Source organism: Pseudomonas graminis (assembly GCF_004364335.1).
Lineage (GTDB): Bacteria > Pseudomonadota > Gammaproteobacteria > Pseudomonadales > Pseudomonadaceae > Aquipseudomonas > Aquipseudomonas graminis_D.
Window position 1 is genome coordinate 159,260 of the sequence record NZ_SOCR01000003.1, and the last position, 20,680, is coordinate 179,939.

The window sequence follows — 20,680 nt, forward strand, 5'->3', positions numbered from 1 at the left end:
GTTCGGTGTTACTTCAGCGCAGCGAGGATCTGCTCTTCGCTGAAGCCTCTGATCAGCGTGCCGTTCACGTCGATCAGAGGGATACCGCGACCGCCGAGCGCCTCATAGGCTTTGCGACCTGCAGCGTCCTTTTCGATGTCGAACTCGGTGAAGGGGATGCCCTTGCTGTCCAGAAAGCGCCGGGTCTGTTTGCAGTAGCCGCACCAGTCGGTCGCGTACAGCGTGACCTTGGCCTGTGCCTGCGACTGGGCCGATATCGCCTGGGATGGATTGACCCAGTGTTCGATCTTGCCCCAGTTCTGGTACACCACGACCACCATCATGATCAGCACGAATTTCTTCAAGGTCCGGGCAAACATGTGGGTCAGCGCCTTTTCAGTTGATCGGTCAGCTGGGTCGGCAGCCCCTTGATAATCAGCGTGCCTTTCTCTTCGTCGTACTCAATTTTGTCGCCCAGCAAGTGCGCCTCGAAACTGATCGACAGACCTTCGGCGCGGCCGGTGAAGCGACGGAACTGATTGAGTGTGCGCTTATCGGCCGGGATCTCGGGCGACAGGCCGTAATCCTTGTTGCGGATGTGATCATAGAAGGCGCGAGGGCGCTCCTCGTCGATCAGACCTGACAGCTCTTCCAGTCCCATGGGCTCACCCATCTTGCTCTGGCTGCTGGCGTAATCGACCAGCGTCTTGGTTTTTTCGCGAGCGGAGTCCTCGGGCAGGTCTTCGCTCTCGACGAAATCACTGAAGGCCTTGAGCAAGGTGCGGGTCTCGCCCGGTCCGTCGACACCTTCCTGGCAGCCGATGAAGTCGCGGAAATACTCGGACACCTTCTTGCCGTTCTTGCCCTTGATGAACGAGATGTACTGCTTGGACGCCTTGTTGTTCTGCCACTCGGAAATATTGATGCGGGCCGCAAGGTGCAGTTGGCCGAGGTCCAGATGCCGGGAGGGCGTTACGTCCAGCGCCTCGTTCACGGCCACGCCTTCACTGTGGTGCAGCAACGCGATAGCCAGGTATTCGGTCATGCCCTGCTGATAGTGCGCGAACAGTACGTGGCCGCCGACCGACAGGTTCGATTCTTCCATCAGTTTCTGCAGGTGCTCGACCGCGATGCGGCTGAACTGGGTGAAATCCTTGCCCTGATCCAGGTATTCCTTCAGCCAGCCACTGAACGGGTGCGCGCCGGATTCGGCATGGAATAGACCCCAGGCCTTGCCCTGTTTGGCGTTGTAGCTCTCGTTGAGGTCCGCCAGCATGTTCTCAATGGCCTGCGACTCGGCGAGCTCCGAGTCCCGGGCGTGGAGCACGGCGGGCGTACCGTCGGGTTTTTTGTCGATCAAGTGGACGATGGCGTGACGGATCGGCATGGATTTCTCGGCGGCTGAAGGGGAACTGAACGGGACCAGACCAGGCCCGTGCGAAAGTCGGCAAGTGTACCGCAGACGGGAGTCGGAACGCTCTGGAAGGGCCGAAAACGCTGACCTGCGCCCATTAATATGACTTTTTTACGCCTCTCGGGCGATAAAGCTGACCAAATGGGTAGGTAGGGGCGGATATTTGCGTTGCGCTGTGCTAGTTTTGCCCGGTCCTGAGCGCCCAAGCGCGCCAGGCGTGCAGTTTGTGGGCGTTCGGCCGAACCAAAGGCCGTTTACAGTATCTACATTTCGCGTCTGTACCACACTCTGCAAACCATTCGAATTTGATAGGGAAGGAACACCACCATGGCTCTGACTAAAGACCAATTGATCGCCGATATCGCAGAAGCTATCGACGCGCCAAAAACCACCGCGCGCAACGCTCTCGACCAATTGGGTCAAATCGTCGCTGACCAACTGGAAAACGGTAGTGAAATCACTCTGCCAGGCATCGGCAAACTGAAAGTCACCGAGCGTCCAGCACGCACTGGCCGCAACCCTTCGACTGGCGCAGCCATCGAAATCGCCGCCAAGAAAGTAGTCAAGTTCGTACCAGCCAAAGTGCTGACTGACTCGGTCAACAAGTAAGCGAAAACGCTGCTTGGATGAGGAAACCGTGTGACGGAGTAATCCGGACACGGTTTTTTTGTGCCCGCTACTTCTTGAAGGGGTTGCACCCGGCCGCTTTCGCCGCTGTCTCTGAGACCACCGGGCGGAAGGGTTCCAGGTTCCAGTCAGCGCGTTGTGGGTAGTTGCGCACGATGCAGGCGATTTGCTGCTTCATGCTGCCCGCGTCTTTTTCCTCGTCCCGCCATTGCGCATCTGAACCGCGCAATTCGTACAGCTCCTGATAAACCTCTTGCTGCTGACTGGCTTGTACTTTTTTGCCCAGTTCAGTCAGGACGACGTTCAGCGTCCACTCCGTTTTCCCCATGCCTGGGTCCAGGCGCTGCTCCCAGTTGCTCCGTGCGATGTATTTCGCAGTCACGTTGCGATTGAGGTTCAACGAAATCCCTTGATCGGCCGCGCTGTAAGTGAAGCGCTGTTCTGGCGGCCGGGTGAAATCGACATTCAGAATGGGCACCGCGTAGCCCTGATCATAGAGTTTGCGTTGGAAGGTACGCGCGTTGGCCAGGCCGTCCTGCTGTACCGCCGCTTTCCCGTTGTCGCCCCGGACGGGGTAGTTGAATGTGTTCTTGCCCTGGTAAATAAACGCATCGATGTCATCCATGATGTCGCTGCCGCCGGCGGCATTTTTGAGCATGAATTCGTTGAAGAAGTCCTTGCGCGAATAAGGGTCGGCGTTGGTGGTGGTCGCTCTGGCTTCATGGGCCTGAATCATCGCGTCCCACTGCGCAGGCACTTCGGCGTTCCACGAGCACTGTGTTGTCTGAATCGGTTGTCGGACACCGCCCTGATATTTCTGCTTCCACTGCTCGGCCGTGGTTACGCTCTGATCGGCGCAGGTGCCGTAGGCCCATTGAGCGTTCTTGTTCACCGTCGTGGGGTGGGAAGGGGGAAGGAACGTGGCATCGTTGAAGGGGCCGCACCCGTACCCCTTGCGATCCGGGCCTGTGTAGCCATCGAACGTGTAGATACAGGCCCAGCCCTCCTGCTTGACCGGGAGCTGTAGCGCGAGCCCGTCCGTTGGCGTCCTGAGAATGAAGCCAGCGGGGTGAACAAGCACTGATGTGCTCAGGTCACGGCGTATCCAGGTGTAGGACGTCGCCCCGGTTTGCAGGGCGTAAGGGCTGTAATCCCAAGGATTGAAGTTGCCGTCATTGACCATGCGCAGCGTGATGCCGCTGCAGTAGTAATGGCCCCGGGCCGCGCCGGTGTCCGGCTCTTTGCAATGGTTGTCGATGCGGTTGTAACTGGCGTTGATGCGCCTGACCGTTTCGACCGGATCAAGATTTACCTTTAGCTCAACTGCCCATGACGGGCAGTTCCAGACCATTAACAGGCAGATAACGCAGGCTGAGACGCGCATGGCTGACCTCCTTGTGCCGGGGCACGCAACGAGGATTCAGCTTATGAACAGGGGTGTTGGTCGTCTACTGACAGAAATGACACCGCCGTTTGAGAATCAGCGCTTGCTCGCGGCCCAGCGCTGTTCCCGCCAGGCTTGCTGGCGAGCTGTGTCGTGAAAGGTCCAGGCAACGAAGCGACTCTGTTTCTGCCCTTGTCCCATTTCTACCGTCTGGCTTTCAACGGCACCGGCTTTTTTTAACGCGCTCTGGATCAGGGGCAGGTTCGAAGCTTTGGACACGAGCGTGCTGAACCACAACACCTGCGCCGCCACCTGAGCACTTTCACTGATCAATTGCGTCACAAAGCGCGCTTCGCCACCTTCGCACCATAGCTCCGCCGCCTGGCCGCCAAAATTCAGCACCGGCAACTTGCGTTTGGGGTCGGCCTTGCCAAGGGCTCGCCATTTGCGCTGGCTGCCGCTTAACGCTTCCGCAGCCGAGGCGTGGAAGGGCGGGTTACACACGGTGATGTCGAAGCGTTCATCGGGCTGCAGCAAGTGGGTCAGGATGTGCTTTTGGTTGGTCTGCTCCCGAAAGCTGATGCTCTTGCTCAAGCCGTTGGCTTTGACGATGGTGGTCGCCGAGGCAAGGGCGATCTTGTCGATGTCCGAGCCCAGGAACGACCAGCCGTACTCGCCCTGACCGATCAGCGGGTAAATGCAGTTGGCGCCAGTGCCAATGTCCAGCGCTGTGACGGACGCCCCGCGCGGGATGACGCCGTCGTTGCGCTCAGCCAGCAGGTCAGCCAGAAAGTGCAGGTAGTCCGCGCGCCCCGGGATTGGCGGGCAGAGATAGTCGGCCGGAATATCCCAATGGGCGATACCGTAGAACGCTTTGAGCAAGGCGCGGTTAAACACCCGCACGGCGGCCGGATTGGCGAAGTCGATGCTTTCTTTGCCATAGGGATTGAGGATCACAAACTTGCCCAGCTCGGGGCTGCTTTTAATCAGGCGCGGAAAGTCGTAATGCCCCTGATGGCGGTTGCGCGGGTGCAGGGTGGCTTTCTCACGCGGCGCGGCGGGCTTGGCCTGTTGAGCAGGTTTGGCTTTTTTGCGCGGAGGTTTGGTGTGCAGTGGATTTGTCATGGGTATCAATTCAGGTGACAGACACCGCACCCCTGTAGGAGCGCGCTTGCCCGCGATGACGTCGGATTGAACACCGCAGTCCCGAAGATGGACGGATGGCGTCTGGGCTGGCCTCATCGCGGGCAAGCGCGCTCCTACAAAGATTTCGTTGCGCCTGCCAGCCCGGTTGCAGGCCGGCAGGGCATCTCGTCTGGAAGACGGTACTTACAAACTCGCGATCCGAGCGTGCTGCTCCGCCAGTTTACCCAGCGCCTGTTCGGCTTCGGTCATCTTCGCGCGTTCCTTGGCGATCACCTCAGCTGGCGCCTTGTCGACGAACGCGGCATTGGACAGCTTGCCGCCGACCCGCTGCACTTCGCCCTGCAGACGCTGGATTTCCTTGTCCAGACGCGCCAGTTCGGCGTCCTTGTCGATCAGGCCGGCCATCGGCACCAGCACTTCCATCTCACCGACCAGTGCGGTCGCCGACAGAGGTGCTTCAGCGCCGGCTTCCAGCACGGTGAACGATTCAAGCTTGGCCAGCTTCTTCAGCAGGTGCTCGTTCTCGTTCAGGCGGCGCTGGTCTTCGGCGCTGACGTTCTTGAGGAACAACTGCAACGGCTTGCCCGGGCCGATGTTCATTTCGCCACGGATGTTGCGCACGCCGAGCATCAGGCTCTTGAGCCACTCGATGTCGCCTTCGGCCGCGACGTCGATACGCGCATCATTCGCCACCGGCCACGGTTGCAGCATGATGGTCTTCCCTTCAACGCCGGCCAGCGGCGCGAGGCGCTGCCAGATTTCTTCGGTGATGAACGGCATGAACGGATGCGCCAGACGCAAGGCGACCTCCAGCACACGCACCAGCGTGCGACGGGTGCCACGCTGACGCTCGATCGGCGCCGTCTCGTCCCACAGAACCGGCTTGGACAGCTCAAGGTACCAGTCGCAATACTGGTTCCAGATGAACTCGTACAGCGCCTGCGCCGCGAGGTCGAAGCGGAACTGATCCAGCTGACGGGTTACTTCGGCTTCAGTGCGTTGCAGCTGCGAGATGATCCAGCGATCCGGCAGCGACAGCTCGAACGCTTCGCCGTTCTGACCGCAGTCTTCGCCCTTGTCGAGCACGTAGCGCGCGGCGTTCCAGATCTTGTTGCAGAAGTTGCGATAGCCTTCGACGCGGCCCATGTCGAACTTGATGTCCCGGCCGGTAGAGGCCAGCGAGCAGAAGGTGAAGCGCAGGGCATCGGTGCCGTAGCTTGCGATGCCGTCGGCGAACTCGTCGCGGGTCTGCTTCTCGATCTTCTTGGCCAGCTTGGGTTGCATCATGCCGGAGGTGCGTTTCTGCACCAGGGCTTCAAGCTCGATGCCGTCGATGATGTCCAGCGGATCAAGGACGTTGCCCTTGGACTTGGACATCTTCTGGCCTTGGCCATCGCGCACCAGACCGTGGACATACACGGTCTTGAATGGCACCTGCGCCGTACCGTCTTCGTTCTTCACCAAATGCATGGTGAGCATGATCATCCGGGCAACCCAGAAGAAAATGATGTCGAAACCGGTAACCAGTACGTCGGTCGGGTGGAAGGTTTTCAGGAAATCGGTCTGCTCTGGCCAGCCCAGGGTGGAGAACGTCCACAGGCCGGAACTGAACCAGGTGTCGAGCACGTCGTTGTCCTGTTGCAGGGCAACGTCAGGACCGAGATTGTGCTTGGCGCGGACTTCGGCTTCGTCGCGGCCGACGTAAACCTTGCCGGACTCGTCGTACCAGGCCGGAATGCGGTGGCCCCACCAGAGCTGACGGCTGATGCACCAGTCCTGAATGTCGCGCATCCACGAGAAGTACATGTTCTCGTACTGCTTGGGCACGAAGGCAATACGGCCGTCTTCAACGGCGGCAATGGCAGGTTCGGCCAGCGGCTTGGTCGACACGTACCACTGATCCGTCAGCCACGGCTCGATGATCGTCCCGGAGCGGTCGCCCTTCGGTACTTTCAAGGCGTGATCGTCGACGCTGACCAGCAGCCCGGCGGCGTCGAACGCGGCAACGATCTGCTTGCGCGCTTCGAAGCGGTCGAGGCCGGCGTATTCGGCAGGGAGGGTGCCGTCGACGGTGTCGTTCAGCGTGCCGTCGAGGTTGAACACTTGCGCAGCGGGCAGCACGGCAGCGTTCTTGTCGAAGATGTTCAGCAGCGGCAGGTTGTGGCGCTTGCCGACGTCGTAGTCGTTGAAGTCGTGGGCCGGGGTGATCTTCACGCAGCCGGTACCGAATTCAGGGTCGCAGTAGTCGTCCGCGATGATCGGGATGCGACGACCTACCAGCGGCAGCTCGACGAACTTGCCGATCAGCGCCTTGTAGCGCTCATCATTCGGGTTCACGGCGACGGCCGCGTCACCGAGCATGGTTTCCGGACGGGTTGTGGCGACGATCAGATGGTCCAGACCTTCGGCGGTCTTCGCACCATCGGCCAACGGGTAGCGCAGGTTCCACAGATGCCCCTTCTCGTCGTGGTTTTCCACTTCGAGGTCGGAGATGGCGGTGTGCAGCTTGGTGTCCCAGTTGACCAGACGTTTGCCACGGTAGATCAGACCGTCTTCGTGCAGACGCACGAAGGCTTCCTTAACCGCCTCGGACAAACCGTCGTCCATCGTGAAGCGCTCACGGCTCCAGTCGACCGACGAGCCCAGGCGACGGATCTGACGGCTGATGTTGCCGCCGGACTGATCCTTCCATTCCCAGACTTTTTCGAGAAATTTGTCGCGACCCAGGTCGTGACGGCTCTGACCCAAGGCTTCGAGTTGACGCTCCACCAGCATCTGCGTGGCGATACCGGCGTGGTCGGTGCCCGGCTGCCACAGGGTGTTGCGACCCTGCATGCGGCGGAAGCGGATCAGGGCGTCCATGATCGCGTTATTGAAACCGTGGCCCATGTGCAGGTTGCCGGTGACGTTCGGCGGCGGAATCATGATGGTGTACGAGTCGCCCGCGCCTTGCGGAGCGAAATAGTTTTCGGACTCCCAGGTCTGGTACCAGGAAGTTTCGATGGCGTGCGGCTGGTAGGTCTTGTCCATGCGAGGCGGGAACCTGATCTGCTTTGAGTCGGAAAAGCCGACGAGTATAGCTTTTCAAGGCGGCGTCAAGCTACAAGCGGGAGGTCGGTGGCTATGAGCGGTGATGCCCGGAATCGTCGCGGGCATCTGTAGGACTGCGCTTGCCGCGATCCCGGGTCGGGAAAGAGGACAGGTTCAGCTGGTGTATTGACTCAGCAGTCGTTCCATTCGCGCATCCAGACGGCGTTTGATCTCGTTCTCGATGTGCGGAGCGAAGTCGTCGATCACGTCTTGCATGATCAACTGCGCAGCGGCTCGCAGTTCGGCGTCCAGGTGCAGCAGTGCCTCTGCGTTCGGCGCCCCGGCGCTCGATGCGTTGGCAGCTGGCGCGGGAGGTGGAGTAGCCGCGACCGGCTCAGGCGTGAGCAGGGGAATGTCATTGAGGTTGGCTTCGTGCTCATCGAGCGTCACGACCTGGCCGCTGACCACGTCAAACAGCAGCGGAATCTGCTCGTCGCTGTGAACGGATTCGGTCAGCAGGGGAGGCTGGGCCGGATCATCGCCCAACAGCTGACGAATGGACTCGAGGTCATCCAGCAGGTGCGCTGAATCTTTCAGGTGTTTTGAATTATCCATCGTGTGCTCAAAGACGCTGCAGCCGGTGATCTTGCAGAGGATAGCCCTGTTCGCGGTAGAAGCGAAAACTCTCGCGCGCCGCGAGGCGGATGGCTGGGTCCTCGACAACGATCTCGGCGACACGCGCGAATCGTTTGAAGAATTCCGGGATACGCAGGTCGAGATTGACCAGCAGATCCTGATGTTGGCCGGGGTCGCTGCCGATACCCAGCGCCACGGGAGCGTCCTGATCGTCTTCGACCGAGCCATGGGGAACGAATGCTTCGCCCCGGAAGCGCCACAGTCGGGCATCCAGTTCCTCGCGTTGCCCGGCATCGCTGCAATGCAGGTACACCCGGTGGCCGAGGCGCCAGGCCTTGTCGGTGAGTTTGCAGGCGAAGTCCAGGCGCGCGACGGGGTCGGCACTCGGCAGAATGTAGAAATCGACTTGGGTCATGGGTGATTCCAGAACGCTGAACGCGCCGACCGGGGAGGCCGGCGCGTTGGCAGCGGCTTAAACGCCAGCGCGATCGATCAGGTACTGGGTCAGCAGCGGAACCGGACGGCCCGTGGCGCCTTTGTCCTTGCCGCCGCTCAGCCATGCCGTACCGGCGATGTCCAGGTGCGCCCACTCGTAGGCTTTGGCAAAGCGCGAGAGGAAGCAGGCGGCAGTGATGGTGCCGGCTTTCGGGCCGCCGATGTTGGCGATGTCGGCAAACGGGCTGTCCAGTTGCTCTTGATACTCGTCGAACAACGGCAGCTGCCAGGCGCGGTCGTCGGCGCGTTTACCGGCTTCCAGCACTTGACTGATCAATGCGTCGCTGTTGCCCAGCAAGCCCGAGGTGTGACCGCCCAGCGCGACGACGCAAGCGCCGGTCAGGGTCGCGATGTCGATCACGGCCTGTGGCTTGAAGCGTTCGGCGTAGGTCAGCGCGTCGCACAGCACCAGACGGCCTTCGGCATCGGTGTTGAGGATCTCGACGGTCTGGCCGCTCATGGTCTTGACGATGTCGCCCGGGCGGGTTGCGTTGCCGCTCGGCATGTTTTCGGCCGCCGCGACGATGCACACCAGGTTGATCGGCAGTTGCAGTTCAAGCACAGCGTTCAACGTGCCGAACACGCTTGCGGCGCCGCACATGTCGAATTTCATTTCGTCCATGCCCAGGCCCGGCTTGAGGCTGATGCCGCCGGTGTCAAAGGTGATGCCTTTGCCGACCAGCACGTACGGTTTCTCGCTTTTCTTGCCGTTGGAATACTGCATGACGATCAGGCGTGGCGGCTGAGCGCTGCCTTGACCGACCGCCAGGAACGAACCCATGCCCAGCTTCTCGATGTCTTTCTCATCGAAGATTTCGACCTTGAGACCCTTGTTGGCTTTGCCCATCGCTTTGGCTTGCTCGCCCAGATAGGTCGGGTGGCAGATGTTCGGCGGCATATTGCCCAGGTCGCGGGTCACCGCCATGCCGGCAGCGATGGCCTGTGCATGCTTGGCGGCGCGCTCGACGTCGGCGACGTTGGCCTTGGCGGTCAGCAGGGTGACTTTTTTCAGGGCGCGAGGATCGACTTTCTGGCTCTTGAAGCGATCGAAGACGTATTCGCCGTCGGCCAGGGTTTCGACCAGCAGGCGGTTCTTGCCGTAGACGTCGCGATTCTTGACGTTCAGTTGATCAAGGTCGAAGCCGGCATCAACGCCGCCCAGGCTTTTCAGGGTGCTGAGGGCGCCGCTGATGACTTTGCGGAACTGACGATCATTCAATTCCGGCTCTTTGCCCGAACCGACCAGCAGTACGCGTTCGGCTTTCAGGTTGGGCAGGCTGTGCAGCAACAGGCTCTGGCCGATCTTGCCCGACAGGTCGCCGCGCTTGAGGACGGCGCTGATGGCGCCACCGCTCAGGGTGTCGAGGGTGTTCGCGGTGTCGCTCAGCGTGCGGCCTTCACCGACGGCGACCACCAGTGTGGCGGTCTTCAAGGTTTCTGCACTGACGCTTTTAACAACCAATTCCATGTCGGGGTCCCCGAATAAACTGTGAGTTATCGCACTTGAGCACACGGCTCGGCAGCGGCGCAGAGGTATTTACACCGGCATGCCTGCGGCAAGGCCCGCAGTTTGACCCTGCGAGCCAATGGATGACAACCCCGTCCGGGTCCGCGCGTGCGCAGGTTGCAGAAGTATCCCGCGCGCGCAGTGACAGACACACCCAATCACAGGATAATGCCGCATATTTTTTTGGTGGTACGCCGTCGCGCGCATCATGGCTGATTCATTTCATTGTCATGGCGCCTTAGCGTGACAACCCTGGAGTGTCTGGTTTGATTGTCTTCCGTTACCTGTCCCGAGAAGTGCTGGTTACCCTGAGCGCTGTCAGTGCTGTGCTGCTGGTAATCATCATGAGTGGCCGCTTCATCAAATACCTGGCCCAGGCCGCATCCGGCGCACTCGATCCGGGCGTGCTGTTTCTGATCATGGGTTTCCGTCTGCCGGGTTTCCTGCAACTGATTCTCCCCTTGGGCTTGTTCCTCGGGATTCTCCTGGCGTATGGCCGGTTGTACCTCGAAAGCGAGATGACCGTACTGGCCGCCACCGGCATGAGCCAGCAACGTCTGCTGCTGATCACCCTCGCGCCGGCTGCGTTGGTGTCACTGCTGGTGGCCTGGCTGAGCTTCAGCCTCGCTCCGCAAGGTGCCACCCAGTTTCAGCTGCTGATCAACAAGCAGGATGCGATGACCGAATTCGACACGCTGGTGCCGGGTCGCTTCCAGCTTCTGCGCGACGGCAGTCGCGTGACCTACACCGAAACCATGACCGACGACCGCATCAACTTGGGCGGCGTGTTCATTTCCGAGAAGAAACTCGACGAGAAGAAGGACCACGGCATCACCGTGCTGGTCGCGGAAAAAGGCCGGCAGGAAATCAAACCCGATGGCACGCGCTACCTGATTCTCGACAACGGCTATCGCTACGACGGCAACCCCGGTCAGGCCGATTACCGTGCGATCAAATACGACACCTACGGCGCCTTGCTGCCAAAGCCGGACATCAGCGATGAGGTCACCGACCGCGATGCCATCTCCACCAGCGAACTGCTGACCGGTGAAGACAGCCTGCGCAACAGGGCCGAGCTGCAGTGGCGGGTTTCGCTGCCGATTCTGGTGTTCATCGTGACGCTGATGGCCGTGCCGCTGGCTCGGGTCAACCCGCGTCAGGGTCGCTTCCTCAAGCTCCTTCCGGCGATTCTTCTTTATATGGCTTATCTCACCATCCTGATTGCCGCACGCGGTGCGCTGGAGAAGGGCAAGATCCCGATGGGTCTTGGCCTGTGGTGGGTGCATGCGCTGTTTCTGACCATCGGGCTGGCGTTGCTCTACTGGGAGCCGCTGCGCCTGAAGCTTGCGAGTCGCCGCAGCGTGTCGGGGGTGGCTCATGGTTAAGCTCGATCGCTACATCGGCAAAAGCGTGTTCATGGCGATCCTGGCGGTACTGGGGATCATCCTCGGGCTGGCCTCGCTGTTCGCCTTCATCGACGAAATGGCCGACATCAGCGATACCTACACCTTTTGGGACGCTGGTAGTTTCGTGTTGATGACCGCGCCGCGCCGTCTTTACGACATGCTGCCGATGGCCGCGCTGATCGGTTGCCTGATCGGCCTCGGCGCATTGGCCAGCAACAGCGAACTGACCATCATGCGTGCCGCCGGCGTATCGATCGGCCGTATTGTCTGGGCGGTCATGAAACCCATGCTGGTGTTGATGGTGGCCGGGCTGTTGATCGGCGAATACCTGGCGCCAGTGACCGAAGCCTCGGCCCAGGCCGCGCGTTCGCTCGCTCAAGGCACCGGCGACGCGCAGAGCGCCAGGCACGGTCTGTGGCACCGTCAGGGTGAGGAGTTCATCCACATCAACACGGTGCAACCGAACGGCCTGCTGTATGGCGTCACCCGTTACCATTTCGACGACCAGCGTCACATGCTGACGTCGAGCTTCGCCAAACAGGCCAACTTCAAGACCGATTACTGGTTGCTGAAAGACGTCACCACGACGGTGTTCCACGACGGTCGTACCGAAGTGGTCACCGCGCCCGAAGAGCGCTGGAACGTCGCGTTGAGCCCGCAGCTGCTGAGCACGGTAGTGCTGCCGCCGGAGTCGCTGTCGATGACCGGGCTTTATGGTTACGCGCGTTATCTGGCTGATCAGGGGTTGAACAACGGTCGTTACTGGCTGGCGTTTTACACCAAGATCCTCCAGCCGCTGGTGACCGTTGCGCTGGTGCTGATGGCGATTTCCTTCATCTTCGGGCCGTTGCGCTCGGTGACGCTGGGGCAGCGTGTGTTTACGGGCGTGCTCGTGGGGTTCACCTTCCGCATCGCTCAGGATCTGCTGGGCCCGTCGAGCCTGGTGTTCGGCTTCTCGCCACTCTTCGCCGTACTGGTGCCGGCGGGTGTGTGTGCGCTGGCGGGCATCTGGTTGCTGCGACGCGCGGGCTGATGCCGGCTGCGTCATGAAAAGCCGACCTTAGGGTCGGCTTTTTTGTGGGCGCATTGCACAGATAGGGGGAGTACCCGAGTGCGCTTCTCCACTGAATGTGCGGCGGATGATCAACTGCGGATATTCGCAAAACTCTGTAGGCGCCGGCTTGCTGGCGAACGCGTTGTTCCTGAGGCATTGATGTCGGCTGACCCACCCCTTTCGCCAGCAAGCCGGCTCCTACGGATTTTCGCAGTACCGATACTGTTCAGCGGTCGCACACTCGCGGAAGACGCGCTTGCGCGTGACGTTGAGCGCCTCACCTGTCGCTGGCTGACTCCCCGAACTTTGTAGGAGCCGGCTTGCTGGCGAACGCGTCGTGTCAGTCGCTGGAAATGGCACCGGTTGATCGGTTTCGCCAGCAAGCCGGCTCCTGCGGACCGTATCTCTCAGGTAAACAGCGGATTTTCTGGGCGGGCTTACTTGTGGGTTCTGGGCACCCGCACCAGCTGCGTTTCGGAATACAGGTCATGCCAGCAGCGTTGGTGCTTGTCGAACAGGCTCCAGAAGAAACCGAGCCCCATACAGAGCCACGATGCGATGGCGACGACGAAGCGCAGCAGTGCTTGCCACAGGCTGATGACGGTTCCGTCGGCGTTCTGCACGCGTATTCCCCACACCTGCATGCCCAGGGTCTGACCTGCATGGGTCCAGAATGTAGCGAAAAAGGCGAACAGCGTGATCAGCAAGATCGAGGACAGCAGCGGGTCGGCATCGAGCGCGCCGGACTCGGAGAGCTGGCGCAGTCTGGCTTCGCCGACAATCCCCATCCAGACCAGTTTGTAGAGAAAGGTGGTGACCATCATCAGCGCTACGCACAGCAGCGCGTCGTAGCTGATCGCAGCCATGCGCCGGCCCAGTCCCGCAACGGGAAAGTCGCCTTGGGGGCGTAGCACCTGCGCGTCAATGTCAGGGGAGGTCATGGCAGCGCTCGTTCACACGGGAGCAGGGAGTTTACGAAATCCCAGGCATAAAAAAGCCCCTGATGTTGGCCATCAGGGGCTTTTTGCGTCGGCTAATCAGGCTTCAGCTTGTACTTCGTCAGCCTGCATGCCTTTTTGGCCCTGCACCGCGACGAACGTCACTTTCTGGCCTTCTTTCAGGCTTTTGAAGCCGTTGCCTTGAATAGCGCGGAAGTGGACGAACAGATCCGGACCGCTTTCAGGCGTGATAAAACCAAAACCCTTTTCATCGTTAAACCACTTAACGGTGCCGCTCTGACGTGTAGACATTTTCTTATTCCTTGAAGCATTAAATTAATGACAGTCTCTTTCACACGAAAGAGTACTGGGGCTGGTTGCAGGAAGAAGAAACGTAGAGCGGGATGTAGCATTGCTTTTGGCGCTACTGCCCGGGTCACGATCCCAGCGACCCATGCAAACACAGTCGAGAAACTCTACGCTAACTCTCGCCGAAAAAACAAGCCCCGTTTGGGCCAGCATTCATGGGGGGTTCAGGCTCTTTCGAAAACATTAACCACCTTCGCAAGATCGATAGTTTTTAATGCTTAGAGGCTCGGCGAAGTTCAATATTTTGACAGTTTTGAATGCACTTAACGCTGGCGCCAGACGGCGGCATCCGCACAGTTTAATGCACTGTTGCGGTGCCGCATTTTTTGACGATGTTACTTAGCCGCGGAAGTAACGTGCCGGAACGAAAGGCATTTTAGTCAGGTGCATGCGGACTTTCTTGCCGCGGACGATTGCCCAGACCGGTGTTTCCAGCGCGGTAAAACGGGCGTCGACATAGCCCATGGCCAATGGCGCGCTCAGCGTTGGGCCAAAACCGCCGCTGCAGACGGTCCCGATGGTCGTCCCCTCGGCATCGACGATTTCAGCGCCTTCACGCACTGGCGTACGTTCTTGAGGCAACAGGCCGACACGTTTGCGCGCCGCACCGCTTTGGTGCTGGGCGAAGATCGCGTCGGCACCGGGGAAGCCGCCTGACCGTGCACCATCAGCACGACGCACTTTGGAGATTGCCCACAACAGACTCGCTTCGATCGGCGTGGTGTCGATGTCCATGTCATGGCCATAGAGGCACAGGCCGGCTTCCAGTCGCAGCGAGTCGCGCGCACCCAGGCCGATCGGCGCCACTTCAGGCTCGGCGAGCAGTCGACGCGCCAGGGCTTCAGCCTTATCCGCCGGCACTGAAATCTCGTAACCGTCTTCACCGGTGTAGCCCGAGCGGCTGACGTAGCAGTTGATGCCGTCGATCTTCGTCGAGGTGTACTGCATGAAGGTCATTTTCGCGACTTCCGGCGCCAGCCGCGCCAGTACGGTAACGGCGTGCGGACCTTGCAGCGCGAGCAATGCGCGTTCGTCGAACAGCGGCGTGATCTCGCACTGGGTGCCAATGTGCTGCTGCAGGTGCGCCAGGTCTTCGTTCTTGCAGGCGGCATTGACCACCAGCATGAGTTGATCGTTACCCAGATTGGCGACCATCAGGTCATCGAGAATGCCGCCGTTGTCGTTGGTAAACATCGCGTAGCGCTGCATGCCGACCGGCAGATCGATGATGTCCACCGGCACCAGGGTTTCCAGCGCTTTCGCGGCGTTCGGCCCGCTCAACAGGATCTGACCCATGTGCGAGACGTCGAACAGGCCGGCTTGATCGCGGGTGTGCAGGTGTTCTTTCATGACGCCGGCGGGGTACTGAACAGGCATGTCGTAGCCGGCGAATTCGACCATTTTCGCGCCGCGTTCACGGTGCAGGGCGTTGAGCGGGGTCTTCAGCAATTCGGTGGTCATGGGGTCACTCCTTGAAAGCGGTTCCGGATTCCCCGCGCAGGGCAGGGAACCCTATGAATACGGGCTGATGTCAGCACTCGATGATGTTCACGGCCAGCCCGCCACGGGCTGTTTCCTTGTACTTGCTTTTCATGTCGGCGCCGGTCTGGCGCATGGTGCGGATCACTTTATCCAGCGAGACAAAATGCTGGCCGTCGCCGCGCAAGGCCATGCGCACAGCGTTGATCGCCTTCACCGAACCCATGGCGTTGCGCTCGATGCACGGCACCTGAACAAGTCCGCCGATGGGGTCGCAGGTGAGGCCAAGGTTGTGTTCCATGCCGATTTCAGCGGCGTTCTCCACCTGTTGAACGTTGCCGCCCAGGACTTCGCACAGCGCGCCGGCCGCCATGGAGCAGGCCACGCCGACTTCGCCCTGACAGCCGACTTCGGCGCCGGAGATCGACGCGTTCTCTTTGTAGAGAATGCCGATCGCTGCCGCCGTGAGCAGGAAACGCACGACGCCGTCCTCGTTCGCCCCGGTGATGAAGCGCATGTAGTAATGCAGCACCGCCGGGATGATCCCGGCCGCGCCATTGGTGGGCGCGGTAACCACACGGCCGCCGTTGGCGTTTTCTTCATTGACCGCCAGCGCGTACAGATTGACCCAGTCGAGCACCGACAACGCATCACGCAGCGCGGCTTCCGGGTTTTTGCACAACTGGCGATGCAATGCTGCCGCACGCCGCTTGACCTTCAGGCCGCCCGGCAAGATGCCTTCGTTGCGGCAGCCCGCTTCGACGCAGTCCTGCATGACCTGCCAGATGTGCAACAGGCCCTGGCGGGTTTCGGCTTCGGAGCGCCATGCGCCTTCGTTGGCGAGCATGACCTGGCTGATCGAAAGCCCGCTGGCAGTGCAGTGCGCCATCAGATCCCGGGCCGTTTTGAACGGATACACCAGCGGCGTCTGGTCTTCCACAATGCGGTCTGCGCCAGCCGCATCCTCATCCACCACGAAGCCGCCGCCTACGGAGTAGTACTCGCGGCTGCGGACCTGTATGCCCGAAGCATCGAAGGCGCGAAAAATCATGCCGTTGGGGTGGTAGGCCAAGGGTTTGCGAATCATCGCCAAGTGATGCTTTTCGATGAATTCGATGCTGTGCTGGCCGAGCAGGTTCAGGCGTTCAGTGCTGCGGATCTGTTGCAGGCGAGCCGCAACGGTTTCGGTATCGACAGTGTCGGGATGCTCACCTTCAAGGCCCAGTAACACGGCTTTGTCGCTGCCGTGACCTTTGCCGGTGGCGCCGAGGGAACCGTAGAGCTCGACTTTGACGCAGATGATGGTTTCCAGCAGGCCATCGCGCTGCAAGCCTTCGGCAAACCGCGCCGCCGCTCGCATCGGGCCCACCGTGTGGGAACTGGAGGGACCAATGCCGATCTTGAACAGGTCAAATACGCTCAGCGACATGATGGGGTTCCGGGATTGTTCTTATTAGGTGAAGTCACTGTGGGAGCCGGCTTGCTGGCGAACGCGTCAGATCAGTCAGCATGAATGTTCATGATGAAACGGGTTCGCCAGCAAGCCGGCTCCTGCAGAGATCGGCGCTCTGATGCAAACACATCGGAGCGCCTGGAACTGCCGCTTAGGCGTAGTCTTCGATGGACGGGCAGGCGCAGATCAGATTGCGGTCGCCGAACACGTTGTCGACGCGACCGACCGGCGGCCAGTATTTGCCTTCGATCAACGACGCCACCGGGTACACGGCCTGCTCGCGGCTGTACGGATGGCTCCATTCGCCCACCAGTTCAGCGGCGGTGTGCGGCGCGTTTTTCAGCGGGTTGTCGTCCTTGTCCAGCACGCCGCTTTCGACCGCGCGGATTTCTTCGCGGATCTTGATCATCGCGTCGCAGAAGCGGTCCAGCTCTTCTTTCGACTCGCTTTCGGTCGGCTCGATCATCAGCGTACCCGCGACCGGGAAGGACATGGTCGGTGCGTGGAAACCGAAGTCGATCAGGCGTTTGGCGACGTCATCGACGCTAATGCCGCTGGTTTCTTTCAGTGGGCGCAGGTCGAGAATGCATTCGTGGGCGACCAGGCCGTTGCTGCCGGTGTAGAGCACCGGGTAATGCTCTTCCAGACGGCGGGAAATGTAGTTGGCATTCAGGATTGCCAGTTGCGAGGCGCGCTTGAGGCCTTCGCCACCCATCATGCGGATGTACATCCAGGTAATCGGCAAGATACTCGCACTGCCGAACGGCGCCGCGCAGACCGCGCCTTCCTTGCGTTCCATTTTCGCGTGACCCGGCATGAACGCCGCGAGGTGCGATTTCACGCCGATCGGGCCAACGCCCGGGCCGCCGCCGCCGTGGGGGATGCAAAAGGTCTTGTGCAGATTGAGATGGGACACGTCGCCGCCAAACTTGCCCGGTGCGCAGAGACCGACCATGGCGTTCATGTTGGCGCCGTCGATGTACACCTGACCGCCATTGTCATGAACGATGCCGCAGATTTCGCGGATGCCTTCTTCGAACACGCCGTGGGTCGACGGGTAGGTGATCATCAGTGCGGCGAGGTGTTCGCGATGCTCGATAGCCTTGGCGCGCAGGTCTTCGATGTCGACGTTGCCGCGTGCATCGCAAGCGGTCACGACCACTCGCATCCCGGCCATGTTGGCAGTGGCGGGGTTGGTGCCGTGGGCCGAGGACGGAATCAGGCAGATGTCGCGACGCTCATCGCCACGGCTCTGGTGGTAAGCGCGGATCGCCAGCAGACCCGCGTACTCACCCTGGGAGCCCGCGTTCGGCTGCAGGGAGATCGCGTCATAGCCGGTGGCGGCGCAGAGCATCGCTTCCAGTTCATCGGTCAGTTGCTGATAACCGGCACTTTGCTGGGCAGGGGCGAACGGGTGCAGGTTGCCAAATTCGGCCCAAGTCACCGGAATCATTTCGCTGGCGGCGTTGAGTTTCATGGTGCAAGAGCCCAGCGGGATCATCGTGCGGTCCAGCGCCAGGTCCTTGTCCGCGAGGCGACGCAGGTAGCGCATCAGCTCGGTTTCGGAGTGGTACCGGTTGAACACCGGGTGGCTGAGGATCGCCGACTGGCGCTTCAGCTCGGCAGGCAGGCGCGCTTCGACGCTGTCTGCCAGCGCGGCGAAGTCAGGCAGGGCCTGGCCTTCTGTCGCGAAGAGGGACCACAACACTTCGACGTCAGCTTGCTTCGTGGTTTCGTCGAGCGAAACGCCCAGGCGCTCGGCGTCTACTTCACGCAAGTTGATTTCGTGTGCGCGGGCCTTGGCGTGCAGGTCGGCCGTTTTGGCGCCGGTGTTCAGGGTGATGCTGTCGAAGAAGAACGACTGCTCGGCCTTCTGACCCAGCTGGCTCAGGCCCTCGGCGAAAATCGCGGTCAGGTGATGCACGCGGTTGGCGATGCGGGTCAGGCCGCGGGGGCCGTGATACACGGCGTACATGCTGGCGATGTTGGCGAGCAGAACCTGCGCGGTGCAGATGTTGCTGGTGGCCTTCTCACGACGAATGTGTTGCTCGCGGGTTTGCATGGCCAGACGCAGGGCGGTCTTGCCGAAGCGGTCGATGGACACACCGACCAGTCGGCCGGGCATGTCGCGCTTGTAGGCGTCGCGGGTGGAGAAGTAGGCCGCGTGCGGACCACCGAAACCCAGCGGCACGCCGAAGCGCTGCGCACTGCCGATGGCCACGTCAGCGCCAAATTCGCCGGGTGGCGTCAGCAGGGTCAGGGCCAGCAGGTCGGCTGCCACGGCGACCAGAGCGTTGGCGGCATGGAAGCGCTCGACCAGCTCGCGGTAGTCGAACACGTCCCCATTGCTGGCAGGGTATTGCAGCAGCGCGCCGAAGAACTCGCTGACGTTGGTCAGTTGAGCTTCGTCTGCGACCACCACTTCAATGCCCAGCGGCTCGGCGCGGGTTTGCAGCACATCGAGGGTTTGCGGGTGGCAATGGGCGGAGGCGAAGAACCTGTTGCTGCTCTTGTTCTTGCTCAGACGTTTGCAGAAGGTCATGGCTTCGGCGGCCGCAGTCGCTTCGTCGAGCAGCGAGGCGTTGGCGATCGGCAGGCCGGTCAGGTCGCTGATCAGGGTCTGGAAGTTCAGCAGCGATTCCAGACGGCCTTGGGAAATCTCCGGCTGATACGGCGTGTAAGCGGTGTACCACGCCGGGTTTTCCAGCAGGTTGCGCAGGATCGGCGCCGGCGTGTGGGTGTTGTAGTAGCCCTGGCCGATGTACGTCTTGAATAGCTGATTCTTGCCGGCAATCGCTTTGATATCGGCCAGCGCGTCGGCTTCGCTTTGCCCGGCGGACAAGCCGAGAACGCTGGTGCCCTTGATGGATTCAGGGATGACGCTGGCGGTCAGCGCGTCGAGGGAGTCATAGCCCAGGGTGGTGAGCATGGCTTTTTCGTCAGCGGCACGCGGGCCGATGTGGCGGGCGATGAACTCGTTGGCGGTGCTCAATTCAATACGATCAGTCATTGCGCGCTCCTCAGGCTTCGGCGTTGGCTTTGATCAGACGATCATAGGCGTCTTGGGTCAGCAGTTGGCCGACAGCATCGGGATTGGAAGGAATAAAGCGAAAGAACCAGCCCTGGCCGAGCGGGTCTTCGTTGACCAGCTCCGGGTTGGCATCCAGCGCGGGGTTGGTTTCGACGATCTCACCATCGAGAGGCATGTACACGCCGCTGGCGGCTTTGACCGATTCGACGGTGGCCGCTTCTGCGCCTTTCTCGTAAGACTGCAGCTCCGGCAGTTGCACGAAAACCACGTCTCCCAGTGCGTCCTGCGCAAAGGCGGTGATGCCCACGGTAACGCTGCCGTCTGTTTCGGCCCGCAGCCACTCGTGGTCTTCGGTAAAACGCAACTCGCTCATGAAATCTCCCCAGATGGTGAATCGCCCGTTATGCCCGGGCGTGATGGGGAGAGTGCATAGCAAGTTTGCGGCCAAGGTCGGGAGCGACTCCTAAACGTTGGGCTGCGGAGGTTGGAGGGGCGAGTGGATTGAACGCTGCTGGAACGAAACCGATACGGAGGTTTCGGGTTCGGGGGGCCTGGGCCCAAGGCTGCGGCACGGGGTAGTTAAGTTATGAGTCTGGAATGATTTCAATACGGTGTTTCGATATCGTGCCAGAGTTGCTAGGTGAATGCGATTTGTAGGACCCGGCTTGCTGGCGAATCCGTTGTTGGCGGTCAAAGTATCCGTGGATGTTAGACCCATTCGCCCGCAAGCCG

At 60.7% G+C, this 20,680-nt stretch carries 17 protein-coding genes; 3 read left to right on the forward strand and 14 right to left on the reverse strand.

Annotation, left to right across the window (positions count from 1 at the left end; genetic code table 11):
• Positions 1 to 8 precede the first annotated feature (8 nt).
• Both EC919_RS05755 and yejK read right to left on the reverse strand, forming a co-directional pair.
• Complete coding sequence (locus tag EC919_RS05755) at positions 9 to 359, reverse strand: glutaredoxin family protein (protein WP_133772082.1); 351 nt, start codon at positions 357 to 359, stop codon at positions 9 to 11.
• A gap of 5 nt (positions 360 to 364) precedes the next feature.
• On the reverse strand, positions 365 to 1,366 hold the full coding sequence (gene yejK / locus EC919_RS05760) for a nucleoid-associated protein YejK (protein ID WP_133772084.1): 1,002 nt from the start codon (positions 1,364 to 1,366) through the stop codon (positions 365 to 367).
• A 354-nt stretch (positions 1,367 to 1,720) separates the two neighbouring features.
• Here yejK and EC919_RS05765 point away from each other — a divergent pair, with 354 nt between their 5' ends.
• Positions 1,721 to 2,002, forward strand: a complete 282-nt coding sequence (locus EC919_RS05765; RefSeq protein ID WP_037014905.1) for an HU family DNA-binding protein — start codon at positions 1,721 to 1,723, stop codon at positions 2,000 to 2,002.
• Between the two features lie 67 nt (positions 2,003 to 2,069).
• Here the strand turns inward: EC919_RS05765 and EC919_RS05770 are convergent, their stop codons facing one another.
• The 6 genes from EC919_RS05770 to EC919_RS05795 form a co-directional block, all read right to left on the reverse strand.
• Positions 2,070 to 3,404 carry a DUF2599 domain-containing protein gene (locus tag EC919_RS05770; protein WP_133772086.1) on the reverse strand — a complete coding sequence of 445 codons (1,335 nt, stop codon included), beginning with the start codon at positions 3,402 to 3,404 and terminating at the stop codon, positions 2,070 to 2,072.
• Between the two features lie 96 nt (positions 3,405 to 3,500).
• Entirely contained in the window at positions 3,501 to 4,529 is a 1,029-nt protein-coding gene (gene rlmF / locus EC919_RS05775) for a 23S rRNA (adenine(1618)-N(6))-methyltransferase RlmF (RefSeq protein ID WP_133772088.1), read from the reverse strand.
• Between the two features lie 204 nt (positions 4,530 to 4,733).
• Positions 4,734 to 7,580, reverse strand: coding sequence for a valine--tRNA ligase (locus EC919_RS05780; protein WP_133772093.1), 2,847 nt, complete (start codon positions 7,578 to 7,580; stop codon positions 4,734 to 4,736).
• 174 nt (positions 7,581 to 7,754) lie between these two features.
• The gene (locus tag EC919_RS05785; RefSeq protein ID WP_133772095.1) at positions 7,755 to 8,195 is read right to left on the reverse strand and encodes a DNA polymerase III subunit chi; all 441 of its coding nucleotides are present in this window, start codon (positions 8,193 to 8,195) and stop codon (positions 7,755 to 7,757) included.
• Between the two features lie 7 nt (positions 8,196 to 8,202).
• A complete protein-coding gene (locus EC919_RS05790; protein WP_133772097.1) occupies positions 8,203 to 8,631 on the reverse strand; it encodes a DNA polymerase III subunit chi in 429 nt (142 codons plus the stop codon).
• A 57-nt stretch (positions 8,632 to 8,688) separates the two neighbouring features.
• Positions 8,689 to 10,179 (reverse strand): leucyl aminopeptidase, encoded by a 1,491-nt coding sequence (locus tag EC919_RS05795; RefSeq protein WP_133772099.1) that lies wholly within the window; start codon positions 10,177 to 10,179, stop codon positions 8,689 to 8,691.
• A gap of 305 nt (positions 10,180 to 10,484) precedes the next feature.
• On the opposite strand from EC919_RS05795, the gene lptF reads away from it, so the two are divergent.
• Entirely contained in the window at positions 10,485 to 11,603 is a 1,119-nt protein-coding gene (gene lptF / locus EC919_RS05800) for an LPS export ABC transporter permease LptF (protein WP_133772101.1), read from the forward strand.
• Positions 11,596 to 12,657, forward strand: a complete 1,062-nt coding sequence (gene lptG / locus EC919_RS05805; protein ID WP_133772103.1) for an LPS export ABC transporter permease LptG — start codon at positions 11,596 to 11,598, stop codon at positions 12,655 to 12,657. Before lptF ends, lptG begins: the two co-directional genes overlap by 8 nt.
• Positions 12,658 to 13,115: 458 nt before the next feature.
• Here lptG and EC919_RS05810 read toward each other — a convergent pair whose 3' ends face one another.
• The 6 genes from EC919_RS05810 to gcvH all read right to left on the reverse strand — a co-directional run bounded on the left by EC919_RS05810 (position 13,116) and on the right by gcvH (position 20,321).
• On the reverse strand, positions 13,116 to 13,619 hold the full coding sequence (locus tag EC919_RS05810) for an RDD family protein (RefSeq protein ID WP_432213793.1): 504 nt from the start codon (positions 13,617 to 13,619) through the stop codon (positions 13,116 to 13,118).
• 96 nt (positions 13,620 to 13,715) lie between these two features.
• Positions 13,716 to 13,928, reverse strand: a complete 213-nt coding sequence (locus tag EC919_RS05815; protein ID WP_003227496.1) for a cold-shock protein — start codon at positions 13,926 to 13,928, stop codon at positions 13,716 to 13,718.
• A gap of 396 nt (positions 13,929 to 14,324) precedes the next feature.
• A complete protein-coding gene (gcvT, locus tag EC919_RS05820) occupies positions 14,325 to 15,446 on the reverse strand; it encodes a glycine cleavage system aminomethyltransferase GcvT (RefSeq protein WP_133772105.1) in 1,122 nt (373 codons plus the stop codon).
• A gap of 70 nt (positions 15,447 to 15,516) precedes the next feature.
• Positions 15,517 to 16,893, reverse strand: a complete 1,377-nt coding sequence (locus EC919_RS05825) for an L-serine ammonia-lyase (RefSeq protein WP_133772107.1) — start codon at positions 16,891 to 16,893, stop codon at positions 15,517 to 15,519.
• 175 nt (positions 16,894 to 17,068) lie between these two features.
• Entirely contained in the window at positions 17,069 to 19,927 is a 2,859-nt protein-coding gene (gcvP, locus tag EC919_RS05830; RefSeq protein ID WP_133772109.1) for an aminomethyl-transferring glycine dehydrogenase, read from the reverse strand.
• A 10-nt stretch (positions 19,928 to 19,937) separates the two neighbouring features.
• Positions 19,938 to 20,321 (reverse strand): glycine cleavage system protein GcvH, encoded by a 384-nt coding sequence (gene gcvH / locus EC919_RS05835; RefSeq protein ID WP_133772110.1) that lies wholly within the window; start codon positions 20,319 to 20,321, stop codon positions 19,938 to 19,940.
• Positions 20,322 to 20,680 lie beyond the last annotated feature (359 nt).

Coding starts and splice junctions, on each gene's coding strand:
- EC919_RS05755 (WP_133772082.1), bottom strand. CDS start 359: ATGTTTGCCCGGACCTTGAAGAAATTCGTGCTGATCATGATGGTGGTC.
- yejK (WP_133772084.1), bottom strand. CDS start 1,366: ATGCCGATCCGTCACGCCATCGTCCACTTGATCGACAAAAAACCCGAC.
- EC919_RS05765 (WP_037014905.1), top strand. CDS start 1,721: ATGGCTCTGACTAAAGACCAATTGATCGCCGATATCGCAGAAGCTATC.
- EC919_RS05770 (WP_133772086.1), bottom strand. CDS start 3,404: ATGCGCGTCTCAGCCTGCGTTATCTGCCTGTTAATGGTCTGGAACTGC.
- rlmF (WP_133772088.1), bottom strand. CDS start 4,529: ATGACAAATCCACTGCACACCAAACCTCCGCGCAAAAAAGCCAAACCT.
- EC919_RS05780 (WP_133772093.1), bottom strand. CDS start 7,580: ATGGACAAGACCTACCAGCCGCACGCCATCGAAACTTCCTGGTACCAG.
- EC919_RS05785 (WP_133772095.1), bottom strand. CDS start 8,195: ATGGATAATTCAAAACACCTGAAAGATTCAGCGCACCTGCTGGATGAC.
- EC919_RS05790 (WP_133772097.1), bottom strand. CDS start 8,631: ATGACCCAAGTCGATTTCTACATTCTGCCGAGTGCCGACCCCGTCGCG.
- EC919_RS05795 (WP_133772099.1), bottom strand. CDS start 10,179: ATGGAATTGGTTGTTAAAAGCGTCAGTGCAGAAACCTTGAAGACCGCC.
- lptG (WP_133772103.1), top strand. CDS start 11,596: ATGGTTAAGCTCGATCGCTACATCGGCAAAAGCGTGTTCATGGCGATC.
- EC919_RS05810 (WP_432213793.1), bottom strand. CDS start 13,619: ATGACCTCCCCTGACATTGACGCGCAGGTGCTACGCCCCCAAGGCGAC.
- EC919_RS05815 (WP_003227496.1), bottom strand. CDS start 13,928: ATGTCTACACGTCAGAGCGGCACCGTTAAGTGGTTTAACGATGAAAAG.
- gcvT (WP_133772105.1), bottom strand. CDS start 15,446: ATGACCACCGAATTGCTGAAGACCCCGCTCAACGCCCTGCACCGTGAA.
- EC919_RS05825 (WP_133772107.1), bottom strand. CDS start 16,893: ATGTCGCTGAGCGTATTTGACCTGTTCAAGATCGGCATTGGTCCCTCC.
- gcvP (WP_133772109.1), bottom strand. CDS start 19,927: ATGACTGATCGTATTGAATTGAGCACCGCCAACGAGTTCATCGCCCGC.
- gcvH (WP_133772110.1), bottom strand. CDS start 20,321: ATGAGCGAGTTGCGTTTTACCGAAGACCACGAGTGGCTGCGGGCCGAA.